Origin of the sequence: Pseudomonas sp. P39-UII1 (genome assembly GCF_039672635.1) — a bacterium.
Classification (GTDB): Bacteria; Pseudomonadota; Gammaproteobacteria; order Pseudomonadales; family Pseudomonadaceae; genus Aquipseudomonas.
The window spans coordinates 105,312-120,441 of sequence record NZ_JBDFPP010000015.1; the positions used below are offsets into that span (position 1 = coordinate 105,312).

Sequence of the window (15,130 nt, forward strand, 5' to 3'; positions counted from 1 at the left end):
TGCAGTGACAAGGAGCAATCTTGAACGACTCTCGACGCATTAAGGGTACGCATGTCGCCATTGACTACGACGCGACCCGAGCCTTTTTCGAAGCGCGCGGCAACCGCAGCTACACCAATGTGCTCAGCGCCACCATGTATCAGGATCATAATGCCGAACTGGTCGAACAACGCGATCAGGCGGAAAAAACGGCAATGGCCGATATGCTCGGCCTGGGCCAGGCACAGCGAATCCTGGACATTGGCTGCGGAACAGGGCGATGGGGATGGTTCCTTGCCGAACAGTGTCAAGCACTCGACTATCTGGGCCTTGATTTCTCAGCCAGTCTGATTGCCAAAGCCGAGCAGGAGGCTGCCTCGCGGCAGCTGCCGGGCATGCACTTTCAAGTCATGTCGGCCACCGATATCCAGCCTGATGCACTGAGTGTCAAAGGGCCTTTCGATCTGGCCCTGATCTCCGGCCTGCTCATTTACCTCAACGATGCCGACTGTGTGAAGGTACTGCGTGATGCCGCGCAACTGACCGCTGTAGGTGGCGGCATCTACCTGCGCGAGCCCGTCGGTGTCGCCGAGCGGTTCACCCTGGACCGGTTCTATTCCGAAGAGCTTGCCGACGAGTATTCGGCAATCTATCGCACCGCCAGTGAGCTGCACGTCTTGATGGAGCAGGCCTTCGACGGGCTGGGGCTGTTCGTCCAGCATGAGGGGTTCCTGTTCCCCGAAAGCCTGGAGAAGCGCACAGAGACCCGGCAGTACTTCTTCATACTGCGACGCCCTGGGGGGGAAGTATGAGCACCGCTTACTGCTTCGATCTCGACGGTACCCTTACCCGTCAGGAGTTACTGCCGCTGATCGCCACTTCGGTGGGCCTGGAGGACGAGATCAGCGCCCTTACACAGGCCACCATCGAAGGGCTGCTGCCGTTCGACAAGTCGTTCAAGTTGCGCGTCAAACTGCTTCGCGATGCACGACTGGACTGGATTCATGCGGCGCTCGACAAGCACGTCGAGTTCGACCCAGCAATCCTGGAGTTCATCACGCGTCACCCCGAACAATCCTTCATCGTCACGGGCAACCTTGATCTGTGGGTGAAGCCGGTGCTCGACAAACTGGGCATTCACAGCTTTACCTCGCTCGCCAGGCTCGACCAGCAAGGCCAGTTGGACGGTGTCGAGCATATTTTGCACAAGGGCGATGCAGTCAGCAGCTTGCGTTCGCGCTTCGAGCGCATCGTCGCAGTCGGCGAGGGCATGAATGATGTGCCGATGTTCGAGGCTGCCGATTGGCGTATCGCTTTCGGCGGGGTTCATCGGCCGAACAAAGAGCTGATCAAACTAAGTGATTTTGTTACCTACGATGGGAAGGCCCTATGTCGCTTGTTAAGCACGCTGTAATCTGCGCCGCCGGCATCGGCTCGCGGCTGGGGCTTAACAAGCCGAAATGCCTGGTCGAAGTGGCGGGTCGGACGCTCCTCGATTGGCACCTCGAGCGTCTGCACTGGGCAGAAACTGTCTGGCTGGTGGTCGGCTTTCATGAGGAAGAGGTGATCGAGCATGCCATCTCACTGCGTCCCGATGTAATCGTGGTACGCAACCCCGACTACGCGCGCACCAACACCCTGCAAAGCATCTACCGGGTTTCTCGACACCTCGATGAGCGGATGCTGGTGCTGGACGCGGATACTGTCGTTGAGCCCCGCAGCTTCGATGCGTTCCTGGAGGCAGCGCAACACCACGACCAGTTGGTAGGCGTTTCGCCCTACATCACCAGCGACGGCGTGAGGGTCCACCTCGATGACGCTGGCACCCGATTGCTGGGTTTCACCCGTGAACCGAAATATGCCATGGAGTGGACGGGCATCGCCGTGATAAAGCCGCAGATCGTGGTCAACCAGCCGATCTTCGTTTACCAGGCGTTGGAAACCTGCCTGCCGTTGCCTGCTTTCGAACTCAAAGCATTTGATATCGACACGACGGCGGACCTGGACATGGCACGTAAAGTCTTTGCGACGCAGTGGGGCGAGAATGAGTAATAACCAACAGGGTCAAGTGGCGCGTCACTTCTGGAGCCAGACCGAGCGCGGCCAGATTGGCCCGCAAGAACTCTACAAGCGCCAGCGCGAGTGCTTGCTTTCGCAGGTATTGCCCTCGCTGCCCACCAACGCCCAGGTACTGGATATCGGCTGTGCTGATGGTGAGTTCAGCTTGCTCTTCGCCCGTGGTGCGGGGCGCGTGGTGGCGTTCGATGTGGGTGAAAAACTGATCGAGCAGGCGCGAGCCAAGGCCCTGGAGCAAAACGTCGACAACATCGATTTCCAGGTTGCCGATGTGTTCGAGTTCGCTTGCGAGCAGCAGTTCGACGCTGTCAGCCTGATGGGCGTGTTGACCACTATCAGTGATGACACTGCCGCCGCGCGCGTGGTCCTGCGAGCGTTGTCGATGCTCAAGCCCGGTGGGCAACTGATCCTGAAGGATTCGGTCCTGCTGCAGGAGGGCGAGGCACGGACCCTGCTCAACGAGCATTACGAAGCCAAGTATCGGCCTGAATCCCGCTACCTCGCGCTCATCCGTTCGCTGGGGTTGCGCGAAGAAGCCAGGCATCCGCTGCTGACCATGCATAACTGCGGTCAGACCAGCGTGCTTTATGTGTTTCGCACGGTGCTCGAGGCACCTGCCACATTGCCTGTTGCCGGCTTGCGTGTGGCCTGCTACGGCAGCATGCCGTTTCATTTCCGTTCCTTGCGGCCATTGGCAGCCTGCTTCGACGAAAGCCTCCTGAGCCTTTCGATCGATGAAGTGATGGCTTGGAAGCCGCAGGTCATTGTGGTTGCCGATGGTTGGTCGGTGGAGTTCTGGCGGGATTATTGCGATGCGCATCAGGTACTGCTGATCGGCATGCGCCATGGCTCGGTCACTCGATATGGCTATGCCGAGCCGCAATACAACCATGCTGACTACTTGTGCGGCAGCGTCTGGGATATCGAAGACACGTTGCTGTCCAATGTCCATCCACGCCATGGTTTCCTGCTGACTGGCAATGCCTGGGTCGACCAGGTGTTCAAACTGCCCGAGCGCCAGTTGAGCGAAGCCGAGCCGACGATTCTGTTTGCACCCACCTACAACCCGGAAATCAGTGCGGCGGTGTATTTCGGTGACCGTATCGTGCGCCTGATCCGCTCGGTCTACCCCCAAGCCAGAATCATCATCAAGCCGCATCCTGCCATCGTGCAGCATGAGCACAGCTTCGTCGTGGACAAGGCGTTGTTCCGTGACCTGATGGGACAGTGGCGTGAGCAGGTGGCAGCCGACCCCCGGGTCGAGCTGGTCGATGATCCTGAAGCGAGCATTGCCGACAGCTTCGCCGAGGCGGATATCCTGGTCGCGGATCGTTCGTCGCTGCTGTTCGAATACATGGTGCTGGACCGGCCGATCTTGCTGTATTCCAGCGAAGCCCGGGTAGGGCACTGGGAGTACAACCCCGATGCACCCGGCAACGCCTGGCGTGATATCGGTATGGAATTCGGTGACGACGAAGCGTTCATAGCGCTGCTCAAAGACGCGCATGGCTTGCACCATATGCATTGCCGGGCTGCCCAGCGAGAACGTGTTCGTCACCTCTACGGCCACTTCAGGGATGGCCGTTCGGCCGAACGTGTGGCCTCGGCCATTGCCCAGGTGCCTCGCCTGCATGTGGTGATCGATGGGCAGTACAGCGATCAGGCGGCGCATCTGCATGAAGCGTTCGACGCGTGCCTGGCGTTCAAACACATTTCCGTCGTCGCACCGGCAGACCGTGAGCGATGGCTGGCAGGGCGCTTGCGCGATGGCCAGGCCGACCATAGCTACCTGCTGGTGGACGGCGAACTTGCCTGCAGCCCTGGCAGCGCCCATCAGGTCAGCGACGGCCTGGCCTCGCTGGCCAATGGGGAAGTCGATGCCGTGCTGTTGAGCGCGCAGAGCTTACCCGCCGAGACGTACAGCAATGACAGCCAGGCTTGGGTGCGCCAGCGCCTGCGCTGCGCGTTAAGGCAATCGCAAGGGCGTCCGGCCTGGCAGCTGGTGGCGGCGCACACTCTGCAAAGATTGCTCAAGCAATTGCCGCAAACCATCGACGACGAAGTATTCGATGCGTTTTGGGAAACGGTAGCGGCTGACGGGCGTACGGCCTTGTGGCAAGACGAGAAGATCAACCTCGTGCTGCGCTCATCGGTACTGCGGGTCGTCGGGAATCGCGCCGGCCAGTATCTGGCCGGGCCGCGAGCGGCATTGCAGCTGGCCCCGGCGGTGAAAGGACGTGCGGCCTCGTCGGCCGGCGTCGAACTACTGATGAGTGCAGTTGCCGGGCAGCAATACGACATCTTCCCGTTCGTCACTCAAGTCTGGATCAATGGCCGCTGTGTGCGCGAACTGCAGGTCGGGAATGCTGGCGTGCAACGCTTGCTGCTGCCATTCGAGCCCAACGATCAGGGCGTCACCGATATCGAACTGCGCAGCTCCGGCGCGTTCGCCGGAATGCCGGGCCTGGCAGGCCCGCTGTCGCTGTGCCTGGCATTTGCGGATGCCGCACCCGTGACAGCCCCAGCACGTGCGCATATTCACCAGATCTTCTATTCAGAAGAAACCCGCACGATGCTGGAGCCGGGCTACATACCGCTGGATAACATCGGTCAGCGACCCGACTGGGCCGAGTACTGGCCGATCCGCAACCTGCTGCAGAGCAGCGCGCTGGACGAGAACGCGTTCTATGGCGTTCTGTCGCCTCGATTCAAGGAAAAGACCGGCCTGGACTCTCGTCAGGTACTGAGTTTTGTCGATTCGGCTCCGGACGATGCCGATGTCTTGCTGTTCCCGGTCTTCTTCTCGGACGGAGCCCGCTACGAAAACGTCTTTATCCAAGGCCTCGTTCACCATCCCAATATCTGGCCGGTGTTCGTGGAAATGGCGCGTCGTCTGGCCCCGGGGGTTGATCTTGAAACCTTGGTGATGGATTCGACGCAGTCGCAGTTCTGCAACTACTTCATCGCCAAGCCGCGCTTCTGGCGGCACTGGCTGAGCAAAGCAGAGACTATCTTCCAGGCGGCCGAGCAGGCGCGCAGTGGCGAGTGGCCAACGGCCTACGGTGCCGCGCTGAATGCCGCCACCTTGCACCGTGCCACGGAAGGCTATGCGTGCAAGGTGTTCGTCATGGAGCGGCTGCTTTCCCTTATCCTGGCCACCGAGACGCAATGGCGCGTTCACGTCAACGAAGCATTGAAACCACCGTTGACCGGCGCAGAACTGAATGCCGATCTGGTTCGGCTGGACCAGATCAAGGCGTGCCTGCGCGAGGCTGATACGGCGGAAAACCGCACTAGTTACGGGGAGCTGCGCGAGAAGGTTTTCCGCGCTACCTTTGCCCAGCAGATCGCAGACATCACGGCAAGGGGAGGCGAGGTAGCCACGGCGAACGAGCAGATCCAGGCCGCGCTGCGTCAGCATCCGCCGTTGCCGGTCGACCTTGATGTGCAGGCCTGGCTGGACGAGCGCAGGCCAAGTGCCGTGCAGCAGCAATTGATCGATGCACGATTGGCCGCCAATGCCCTGCCGACCCTTGGCCTGGTGGTGATCGACCGCGAGGGTGATGCCGATCGGCTAGAGCTGACGCTGCGCAGTTTAAGCCCGGAAAACAATCTTTATCCCGCGCTGAAGATTGTGGCGTTGACACCCCTCGATGTAGGTGCGGCGTCTAGACCCGGGGACAAGCTGCACATTCGACGGCTTGCAGAAGGTTCTGTCATGGCCGAAATCGAGCATGCCGTGCGCGAAGGTGATTTCGACTGGTTCATGCTGGTAGAAGCCGGGTGCGAGTTCACTGCCAGTGGCCTGTTGATTGCCGCCCTGGACTTGCTGGATGCGCCGGGCCTGCGCGCCGTTCACGGTGACGAAGTGCTGCGTTCGCCAGCGGGTGCACTGACATTGGCCCTGCGCCCAGGGTTGAACCTGGACATGCTGCTCAGTGTGCCGGGTATTTTGGCCAACCATTGGTTGTTCAGTCGTGATGCCTGGCTGTCGCTCGGTGGTTTCCGCCAAGAGGCCGGCGAAGCCTTCGAGCTGGATCTGCTACTGCGCCTGATCGAAGACCAAGGGCTGGAAGGCCTGGGTCATATCAGTGAACCGTTGCTAACCCGTGACAGTGTGCCGCTGCGCGACTGCCCGGCCACGCGAGAAGTGCTTCAGCGCCACCTGTTGGCCAGGGGGTTCGAGGGCGCCTCGCTGGGCAGTCGCCTGCCGGGTCACTATGACGTTGACTACGGAGTGGGCGAGAGTGCTCTGGTCAGCATCATGATCTCCACGGAGGAAGGGCTGGAGCGGGTTCGCCGATGCCTGGATACCCTGTTGGAAAAAACCAGCTACCGCGCCTTCGAGATCATGCTGCTGGACCAGCAGGTGAATGACCCTGCCTTGCAAGCCTGGCTTGAAGGCGTTGAGCAATTGGGCGCAGCGTGCATCCGGATCCTGCGGTTCCCGGCTGAGCTTTCATCGGTGCAGGTGCGCAATCTTGCCGCCCAGCAGGCACATGGCGAACTGTTGTTGTGGCTGCACGGTGGGATTGCCGTACTTGAGCCTGACTGGTTGCTCCAACTGGTCAACCATGCCTGCCGGCAGGAAGCGGGCGCCGTAGGGGCAAAATTGCTGGCAAGTGACTGCACGGTGCGTCACGGCGGCCTGGTGCTGGGGCTCGATGGGCCGGTGGGCAGGGTAGCCAGGGGGCGGCCAATGGAGGCTGCCGGCTACCTGCAACGGTTGCTTGTCGATCAGAACCATGCGGCGGTCAGTGGGCACTGCATGATGCTGGGCAAGGCGTTGTTCATGGAAGTCGGTGGCTTTGATGAAAGCCCCGAGATGGCCCCTTGGGCGGATGTTGACCTGTGTCTGCGTCTGCATGGCGCAGGGTATCTCAATGTGTGGACGCCGCGGGCTTCGCTGTTGATCAGCGAAACCCTTGCGCCGGCGGTCACTGCCGAACAGGAAGATGCCCTTTACGCGCGTTGGTTGCCATTGCTGGCCCGTGACCCTGCCTACAGTGCCCATTTTGCACTCAGTGGCGGCGAATTCACTTTGGCACCGAGCAAGCTCAGTTGGAAGCCTCTCGCATCCTGGCAGCCACTGCCTACGGTATTGGCATGCGTAGAAAGCTTGCATGACAGCGCCGACTCGAGGGTTATTCAGCCGTTCGAGGCTCTCAGCCGCGCTGGCCTGATTGAGGGTGCGTTGATTCAGACGCAGTTGTCCGTGACTGAGTTGGAGCGTTACGCCCCGGATACGCTCGTTTTGCGACGTACGGTGGATGATCGGCAAGTGGTGCGCATGCAGCGCCTTTCGGCGTTCTCCAAAGCGTTCAAGGTGATGGAGTTGGAAGTGCAGTCACTGCGAGGCCTGGCGGCGGACCTGCCAGCTCTGGAGCACGCCCTCGTGGCGCTGCATCGCAGCGCGGAGTTCGCCGACCGACTGGTTGTGGGGAGCGAGGCGCTGGCCGAGACCTTCGCCAACGTGCATGGCGATATCCGGGTGATCGAAAGCCGGCTGCTGCCGCAATGGTGGAAGTCGCTCGAAAGCACGCGTGGCACAGGGCGCAAGCCGCGTGTCGGGCTTGTAGGGGCTGACATAAGCTGCCCCGCTGAGCAGGCACTGATCCTCGATGTCGTCAGCGCGTTGGCAGGGGAAGTGGAATGGGTGTTGCTGGGCGAATGCCCGCCAAGCCTGCGCGCATTCGTCCATGAAATCCATGCCGCTGCGCAAGCCGAACGCTACCCCTTCGCCTTGGCTCAACTGGGGCTGGACGTGGCTTTGGCGCCATTGGAGCACGGTGCGCTCAACGAGTGCCTCGGCCACCAGCGCCTGTTGGAATTTGGCGCCTGTGGTGTACCGGTGGTGTGCAGCGATGTCCGCACATACCAAGGCTTGCTGCCGGTCACGCGGGTCAGCAACTGCGCCGCCGAATGGGTCGAAGCGATCAGGATGCATGTAAGCGATCCGGCTGCCAGCGAGCGAATGGGTGATCAATTGCGGGCAGTGGTGCAGCGGGACTGGATGCTTGAAGGCGATCATCTGGAGGCTTGGTACCGCGCCTGGATCGCCGGCTGAAATCACCGGCGTTGATCTTGCACGTCAGCGAATGGAGGGCGTTCCGACTTGTCGGCGCGCCTTCTTCGTTTCCACGGCTATCGAGCGGTTTTCCGGCACATGAATCGACAAATAGCGTGACTTAAGAGTCACGGCGGGCATCTTCACTGTTATCATCGTTACATCCGTTAACGACTGCGTGATCGCCCCCGTTTGTCCGGAAATACCTTCTTGCCTGGCCGTGGGGTGTCAAGCGCAGTACGCACTTTGCTGTCATTGAATTGGGAAGCCATATGATTGGCATTAAAAGCATCGCCAGTTACGTGCCGACTGACGGCGTGGACAACTACGCGCAAGGCGCGAAATTTGGCAAGGACCAGGATTTTATCTTTGGCAAGATCGGCTCCACCTTCTTGCCGCGCAAAGATTCCGGCCAGGAAACCTCCGATCTCTGCGTCGAGGCCGTCAGGAATCTCTTTGCCGCCAACCCGTCGCTGGACCCGGCTAGTATCGATGCGGTCATTGTCGTGACCCAGAACGGCGATGCCGAAGGCCTGCCTCATACGGCGGCCATCGTGCAGCACAAGCTCGGGCTGCCCACTGCCATTGCCGCCTTTGACATTTCTCTGGGGTGCTCGGGGTATGTCTACGGGCTGTATGCGATGAAGGGGTTCATGGAGGCTGCGGGGCTGAAGAACGGTTTGCTGATCACCGCCGACCCCTATTCGAAGATTGTCGACCCAGAGGACCGAAACACCACGATGCTGTTCGGCGATGCGGCGACCGCGACCTGGATGGGTGAGGACGCTACCTGGCAGTTAGGCAAGTCGCTGTTCGGCAGCGATGGTGCCGGTGCCGAACACCTTCGCACCACCGACGGCAAGTTCTTCATGAACGGCCGGCAGGTGTACAACTTCGCTTTGGTCAAGGTGCCTGCCCACCTGCAGCAGTTGCTTGAGGCCAGCAACCTGACCTCTGATGATGTCGACCTGTACTGCCTGCATCAGGGCAGCGCGGCGATTGTCGACGCGGTGTCTGCGCGCTTTGACGAGGGTGAGCACAAGCAGAAATTCATCAAGGACATGGTCGAAACGGGTAACACCGTGTCTTCGAGCATTCCGTTACTGCTGGAAAAGCACGTGCTCGGCTCGGCGCACAAGCGCGTTGCCCTCAGTGGCTTCGGAGTTGGCCTGTCCTGGGGGTCGGCGATCATCGAGCGCCAGGGGTGATCGCGAGCCCGTAAAAGCCAAGCGCCGCCCCATGGGCGGCGTTTTTGTTTACCGGCCTTTTCAGCCCGCCTGGAATCTGGCGTCAAACCCTTGATTTCATTGGGCTGGCAGGATGCCAGTAAATTTTTTTGAAATTCCCCTAAAGCAACCCGCCCTGACGACGATAACCATTACGAAGGTTCTCTGTGCCACACCCGGCAAATTGCCAAGGCCGGAAGCCGTAGTACACAATCCAACGAGGAATTCGTCATGGCTTTGACTGTTAACACCAACACCACCTCCCTGGGCGTCCAGAAGAACCTGAACCGTGCCACCGACGCGCTGGCTACCTCGATGACCCGCCTGTCCTCGGGCCTGAAAATCAACAGCGCCAAAGACGACGCTGCCGGCCTGCAGATCGCTACCCGCATGACCTCGCAGATCCGTGGCCAGACCATGGCGATCAAAAACGCCAACGACGGTATCTCCATCGCCCAGACCGCTGAAGGCGCGATGCAAGAGCAAACCAACATTCTGCAGCGTATGCGTGAACTGGCCATCCAGTCGCGAAACGACTCCAACAGCGCCGACGACCGTATCGCCCTGGACAAAGAATTCCAGTCGATGTCCTCGGAACTGACCCGTATCGCCAACAGCACCCAGCTGAACGGCAAGAACCTGCTGGACGGCTCCGCTTCGACCATGACCTTCCAGGTCGGCTCGAACACCGGCGGCGTAAACCAGATCACCATCAACCTGAACCAGAAGTTCGACGCCACCTCGCTGGGCATCGGCTCGGGCATCAACATCCAGGGCTCCAGCAGCACCCTGTCGGAAACCAACTACAGCGCCGCTGTAGCTGCCATCGACACCGCTCTGCAGACCATCAACACCAACCGTGCTGACCTGGGTGCTTCGCAGAACCGTCTGACCAGCACCATCAACAACCTGCAAAACATCAACGAGAACGCCGAAGCTGCCCGTGGCCGTGTACAGGACACCGACTTCGCTGCTGAAACTGCCCAGCTGACCAAGCAGCAGACTCTGCAGCAAGCTTCGACCTCGGTACTGGCCCAGGCCAACCAGCTGCCATCGGCAGTACTGAAGCTGCTGGGCTAATCTGCCCTGGTTGCTGGCGGGGAAGCGCTGCTGAGGCGCTTCCCCGCTTTCTCATTGCGAGGTAGTGGTCATGGACATGAGCGTCAAGCTGAACCTGTCTTATGCGGCCGCCCGTCCGGCCGAGCAAAACGCTGACAAGCCGATTGTCCGGCCAGCAGACGATGCGCAGCCCAAGGACGACAAGCAGCAGCCCAAAGCAGTGCAGCATGTCGATGAGGTCAAGAGCGCCGTCTCGGACATCGAAAAGTTTCTGAAAGCGTCGCAACGCAATCTGCAATTTTCCACGGATGAAGAATCCGGCAAAATTGTTGTCAAAGTCATCGCTACCGACAGCGGTGAGCTGATTCGTCAGTTGCCTTCCGAAGAGGCGCTGCGAATTGCCCATAGTCTGAGTGATGTCAACAGTATTCTGTTTGACGCCAAGGTATGATCGGCGGCAAGCATCAAAGCTGCTAATGAATGTCGTGCCCGCAGGAATGGGGGCGACGTATCACGGTAAGAGGGACACAGCATGGCAAGTCCAATTTCCTCCTCCATTGGCCTGGGTTCCGGTCTTGAAATCGGCACGATCGTCGAGACGCTGGTAAACGCCGACACGGCGGCCAAGAAGTCGCAGATCGCCCGTCAGACCAGCAACAACAGTGCGATGATCTCGGGCATTGGCTCGCTGCGCAGTGCTCTGACGGCGTTCCAGGACGCCATGAAGAAACTCAACGACAAAGATGCCCCATCGTTCAATGCCTACGCGGCAACGTCGGGCAATGAGTCGATCGTGAAGATCAAATCGAGCAACTCGGCTGTGGCGGGTAGCTACGACATCAAGGTTCTCAACCTGGCGACCGGGTCGAAGGTCGCGAGCCAGGCGTTTGCCGGCGGCGCTGCAAGTGCGGTCTCCGATGGAGAGCTGACCATTTCGCAGGGCGGGAAGGATTACAAGATCCAAGTGGCTTCCGGGGCCACGTTGCAGAGCGTGCGCGACCAGATCAACAAAGAGCTGGGCAGCAACGGTATTTCCGCCAACATCGTCAACGAAGAGGGCGGCTCCCGCCTGGTGCTGGGCTCCACCACGACTGGCGCCGGTTCCGATATCTCCGTCAGCGGCATCGCCGAACTCGAGATCGATGGCACCGCCAAGATGACTGGCTCGGGTGCCGGCTACATCACTGACCTGGCGAAGGATGCCCAGCTCACCATTGATGGCCTGAGCGTAAAAAGTGCCAGCAACACGGTCAGCGACGCCATCAGCGGCATGACCCTGGAATTGACCGGGGCCACGGCCAGCGGCGTATCGGGCACGGCTACCAAGGTCACGGTAGCGGCGGACAACGACGGGCTTAAGAAGTCTGTCCAGAGCTTTGTGGATGCCTACAACACTCTGCAGAAAGCCATCACTTCGCTCACTTCGACCAGCCGTGACGAGGACGATAACCTGGTCCTCGGCGCCTTGACCAACGACCCGACGACGCGCTCGTTGCTCGGCGATGTGCGCAAGGTGTTGAGTGAAGTCGGGGCGGGTGATCAACTGACCAGCCTCAGCCAGCTGGGTATCAACACGCAGAAGGACGGCACGCTCGAGTTCAGCAGCACCAAGTTCACCGCGGCGATGAACGACAAGAAGCTGGGGTCGCAGGTGCAGGAGCTTTTCACCGGCACCAACGGCATCTTCGAGCGGATGAACAAGGCTATCGATCCGTACAACAAGACCGATGGCAGCCTGGCGACGCGCAAGCAGAATCTGGACAAGACCGCTTCGTTGCTGGCCAGTCAGCAGGCGGCTCTGGACCGTCGTGTCGAATCCCTGACCGAGTCGCTGACCAAGCAGTATGTGGCACTGGATACCGCGCTGGGCAAGATGAAGGCGCAGGCCAGCCAGATCACTTCGATTTTCGAAGCTATCAACGCCCAGGCCAAGAATTCCTGATCGGCGTGGCGTGACAATAAGCCCGGTAGTGTCTCGCGACGCGCCGGGCTTTTTGTTTTGGCCCTAAAGTTTTTTGACGTGCCGGCGATACACAGGTTACAAGCAACCTTTTTCGCTGCAACGAGGTAGATACATGAACCCGATGTTGGCCCTTCGGCAATACCAAAAAGTCAATGGTGCGGCACAAACTTCCGAAGCGAGCCCGCACCGTCTGGTGCAGATGCTCATGCAGGGCGGGCTTGATCGCCTGGCCCAAGCCAAGGGTGCCATTGCGCGCAAGGACATCGCCCAAAAGGGCATCCTGCTGGGCAAGGCCATCGACATCATCGGGGGGCTGCGCGAAGGTCTGGATCTGGAAAACCATGCCGACAGCCTGGCCGAACTGGACAGCCTGTATACCTACATGAGCCGTCGCCTGGTTGAGGCCAACGCCAAAAGCGACCCGGCGATCATCGACGAAGTCGCGCGCCTGCTGATTACCGTCAAGGAAGGTTGGGATGCGATCGGCGACCAGTCGCCGGCCCCCTGAACAAGGAGGATGCCATGAGCGATGTGATCACCCGTATCGAACAGACCCGCGAATTGCTGCTGGGCGCCCTGGCGAACCGAGACTGGGATGCGGTGGGTGAACTGGACCTGGAATGCCGCCTGCGTATCAACGATGTGCTTACCGAGGCGCAAGGGCAGGAGGCGGATGTGCGCGACAGCCTGGAGCAGTTGCTGGACGTCTACCGGCAGTTAATCGAGGTTGCAAGTGGCGAACGTCAATCAATAGTCGACGAGATGACCCAAATCCGTCAGGCGAAAAATGCGGCTAAGGTATACCATCTGTTCAGTTGACCACAGATGTCCTAAAAGTCGTGCGCCATTAATTTGACTGTATGTGTTTTTTTGACTTTACTAGTGGCTGTTTTCGAATTTCAGACGTCCGACCACTGACCATTCAGTCAGAATGATGTCGAGCACGCCTTCGGGCGCCGATATGACTAGGGAAGTTGCTATTGCATGTGGCGTGAAACCAAGATTCTCCTGATCGATGACGACAGCGCCCGCCGCCGCGATCTGGCGGTGGTTCTGAACTTCCTCGGCGAAGAAAACCTGCCCTGCGCGAGCCAGGACTGGCAGCAGGCGGTAGAGCCGTTGTCTTCGAGCCGTGAAGTGCTCTGCGTGCTGATCGGAACCGTAAACGCTCCAGGCAATGTGCTGGGGTTGCTTAAGACAGTGGCTGGGTGGGATGAGTTCCTTCCGGTGTTGCTGATTGGTGAAATTTCTTCTTCGGATTACCCGGAGGAGCTTCGCCGTCGCGTGCTGTCCAACCTCGAAATGCCGCCGAGCTACAGTCAGCTGCTCGATTCCCTGCACCGTGCCCAGGTCTATCGCGAGATGTACGACCAGGCCCGTGAGCGCGGGCGCCAGCGCGAGCCCAACCTGTTCCGCAGCCTGGTCGGTACCAGCCGTGCCATCCAGCATGTGCGGCAGATGATGCAGCAGGTGGCCGATACCGACGCCAGCGTGCTGATCCTGGGTGAATCCGGCACCGGCAAGGAGGTGGTGGCGCGCAACCTGCACTACCACTCCAAGCGCCGGGATGCGCCGTTCGTGCCGGTCAATTGCGGGGCGATCCCGGCGGAGCTGCTGGAAAGCGAACTGTTCGGCCATGAGAAGGGGGCTTTCACCGGCGCCATCACCAGCCGCGCAGGGCGCTTCGAGCTGGCCAATGGCGGCACCCTGTTCCTCGACGAAATCGGCGACATGCCGCTGCCGATGCAGGTCAAGCTGCTGCGCGTACTGCAGGAGCGTACCTTCGAGCGGGTCGGCAGCAACAAGACCCAGAGCATCGATGTGCGCATCATCGCCGCGACCCACAAGAACCTCGAGACCATGATCGAGGATGGGACTTTCCGCGAAGACCTGTATTACCGCCTGAACGTGTTCCCCATCGAGATGGCGCCGCTGCGTGAGCGCGTGGAAGACATCCCGCTGCTGATGAACGAGCTGATTTCGCGCATGGAGCACGAGAAGCGCGGTTCGATCCGTTTCAACTCCGCAGCAATCATGTCGCTCTGCCGGCATGGCTGGCCGGGCAACGTGCGCGAGCTGGCCAACCTGGTCGAGCGCATGGCCATCATGCACCCGTATGGGGTGATTGGTGTGTCGGAGCTGCCGAAGAAATTCCGCTATATCGACGACGAAGACGAGCAGCTGGTCGACAGCCTGCGCAGCGACCTGGAAGAGCGGGTGGCGATCAATGGCCACGCGCCGAGTTTTTCCAGCCACGCCATGCTGCCGCCTGAGGGCCTGGACCTGAAGGACTACCTCGGTAGCCTGGAGCAGGGCCTGATCCAGCAGGCGCTGGACGATGCCAACGGTATCGTGGCGCGCGCCGCTGAACGTTTGCGTATTCGCCGCACCACCTTGGTCGAGAAAATGCGCAAGTACGGCATGAGCCGCCAGGGTGGCGAGGAGCAGGCGGAAGATTGAGGTGCTTGGCTTAAGTGCTCTGGCGCCCTTCAGGTCGAGCGCCGCCCGCGCGGCGTTTCGCGCGCCTGCCTTGAGATTTTCAGCGCCCTTGAGATCGAGCGCCGCCCGCGCGGCGCTTCGCGGGGCAAGTCGGATCGCCGCACCGCCGCTCCCACATTTGTTGCAACGTGCCATTCCAGTCAGGCCATGGTTGTCCGCCTTGGCGCATGACTGAAGACAGGTGAGGCGGCAGCAGTGCCAGCCGAAAAACCTCGTCGTGCTAACAAGGCTGGCAACTATGGCCTATCAGGCCATGGCACG

General features: G+C 60.2%; 11 protein-coding genes. All 11 read left to right on the forward strand.

Annotation, left to right across the window (positions count from 1 at the left end):
• Positions 1 to 20: 20 nt before the first annotated feature.
• The 11 genes from ABEH27_RS19080 to fleQ all read left to right on the forward strand — a co-directional run bounded on the left by ABEH27_RS19080 (position 21) and on the right by fleQ (position 14,830).
• A complete protein-coding gene (locus ABEH27_RS19080) occupies positions 21 to 791 on the forward strand; it encodes a class I SAM-dependent methyltransferase (RefSeq protein ID WP_346615060.1) in 771 nt (256 codons plus the stop codon).
• Positions 788 to 1,393 carry an HAD family phosphatase gene (locus ABEH27_RS19085; protein ID WP_346615061.1) on the forward strand — a complete coding sequence of 202 codons (606 nt, stop codon included), beginning with the start codon at positions 788 to 790 and terminating at the stop codon, positions 1,391 to 1,393. Before ABEH27_RS19080 ends, ABEH27_RS19085 begins: the two co-directional genes overlap by 4 nt.
• Entirely contained in the window at positions 1,369 to 2,031 is a 663-nt protein-coding gene (locus ABEH27_RS19090; protein WP_346615062.1) for an NTP transferase domain-containing protein, read from the forward strand. Before ABEH27_RS19085 ends, ABEH27_RS19090 begins: the two co-directional genes overlap by 25 nt.
• Complete coding sequence (locus tag ABEH27_RS19095; RefSeq protein WP_346615063.1) at positions 2,024 to 8,122, forward strand: methyltransferase domain-containing protein; 6,099 nt, start codon at positions 2,024 to 2,026, stop codon at positions 8,120 to 8,122. The genes ABEH27_RS19090 and ABEH27_RS19095 overlap by 8 nt, the downstream gene beginning before the upstream one ends.
• Before the next feature lie 272 nt (positions 8,123 to 8,394).
• Positions 8,395 to 9,330, forward strand: a complete 936-nt coding sequence (locus ABEH27_RS19100) for a ketoacyl-ACP synthase III (protein ID WP_346615064.1) — start codon at positions 8,395 to 8,397, stop codon at positions 9,328 to 9,330.
• Positions 9,331 to 9,579: 249 nt separating this feature from the next.
• Complete coding sequence (locus ABEH27_RS19105) at positions 9,580 to 10,428, forward strand: flagellin domain-containing protein (protein WP_346615065.1); 849 nt, start codon at positions 9,580 to 9,582, stop codon at positions 10,426 to 10,428.
• A 70-nt stretch (positions 10,429 to 10,498) separates the two neighbouring features.
• Positions 10,499 to 10,858 (forward strand): flagellar protein FlaG, encoded by a 360-nt coding sequence (locus ABEH27_RS19110; protein WP_346615066.1) that lies wholly within the window; start codon positions 10,499 to 10,501, stop codon positions 10,856 to 10,858.
• Between the two features lie 81 nt (positions 10,859 to 10,939).
• Complete coding sequence (gene fliD / locus ABEH27_RS19115; RefSeq protein ID WP_346615067.1) at positions 10,940 to 12,349, forward strand: flagellar filament capping protein FliD; 1,410 nt, start codon at positions 10,940 to 10,942, stop codon at positions 12,347 to 12,349.
• 133 nt (positions 12,350 to 12,482) lie between these two features.
• Positions 12,483 to 12,878, forward strand: coding sequence for a flagellar export chaperone FliS (gene fliS / locus ABEH27_RS19120; protein WP_346615068.1), 396 nt, complete (start codon positions 12,483 to 12,485; stop codon positions 12,876 to 12,878).
• A 14-nt stretch (positions 12,879 to 12,892) separates the two neighbouring features.
• On the forward strand, positions 12,893 to 13,189 hold the full coding sequence (gene fliT / locus ABEH27_RS19125) for a flagellar protein FliT (protein ID WP_346615069.1): 297 nt from the start codon (positions 12,893 to 12,895) through the stop codon (positions 13,187 to 13,189).
• 165 nt (positions 13,190 to 13,354) lie between these two features.
• On the forward strand, positions 13,355 to 14,830 hold the full coding sequence (gene fleQ, locus ABEH27_RS19130; RefSeq protein WP_346615070.1) for a transcriptional regulator FleQ: 1,476 nt from the start codon (positions 13,355 to 13,357) through the stop codon (positions 14,828 to 14,830).
• The last annotated feature ends 300 nt before the right edge of the window (positions 14,831 to 15,130 follow it).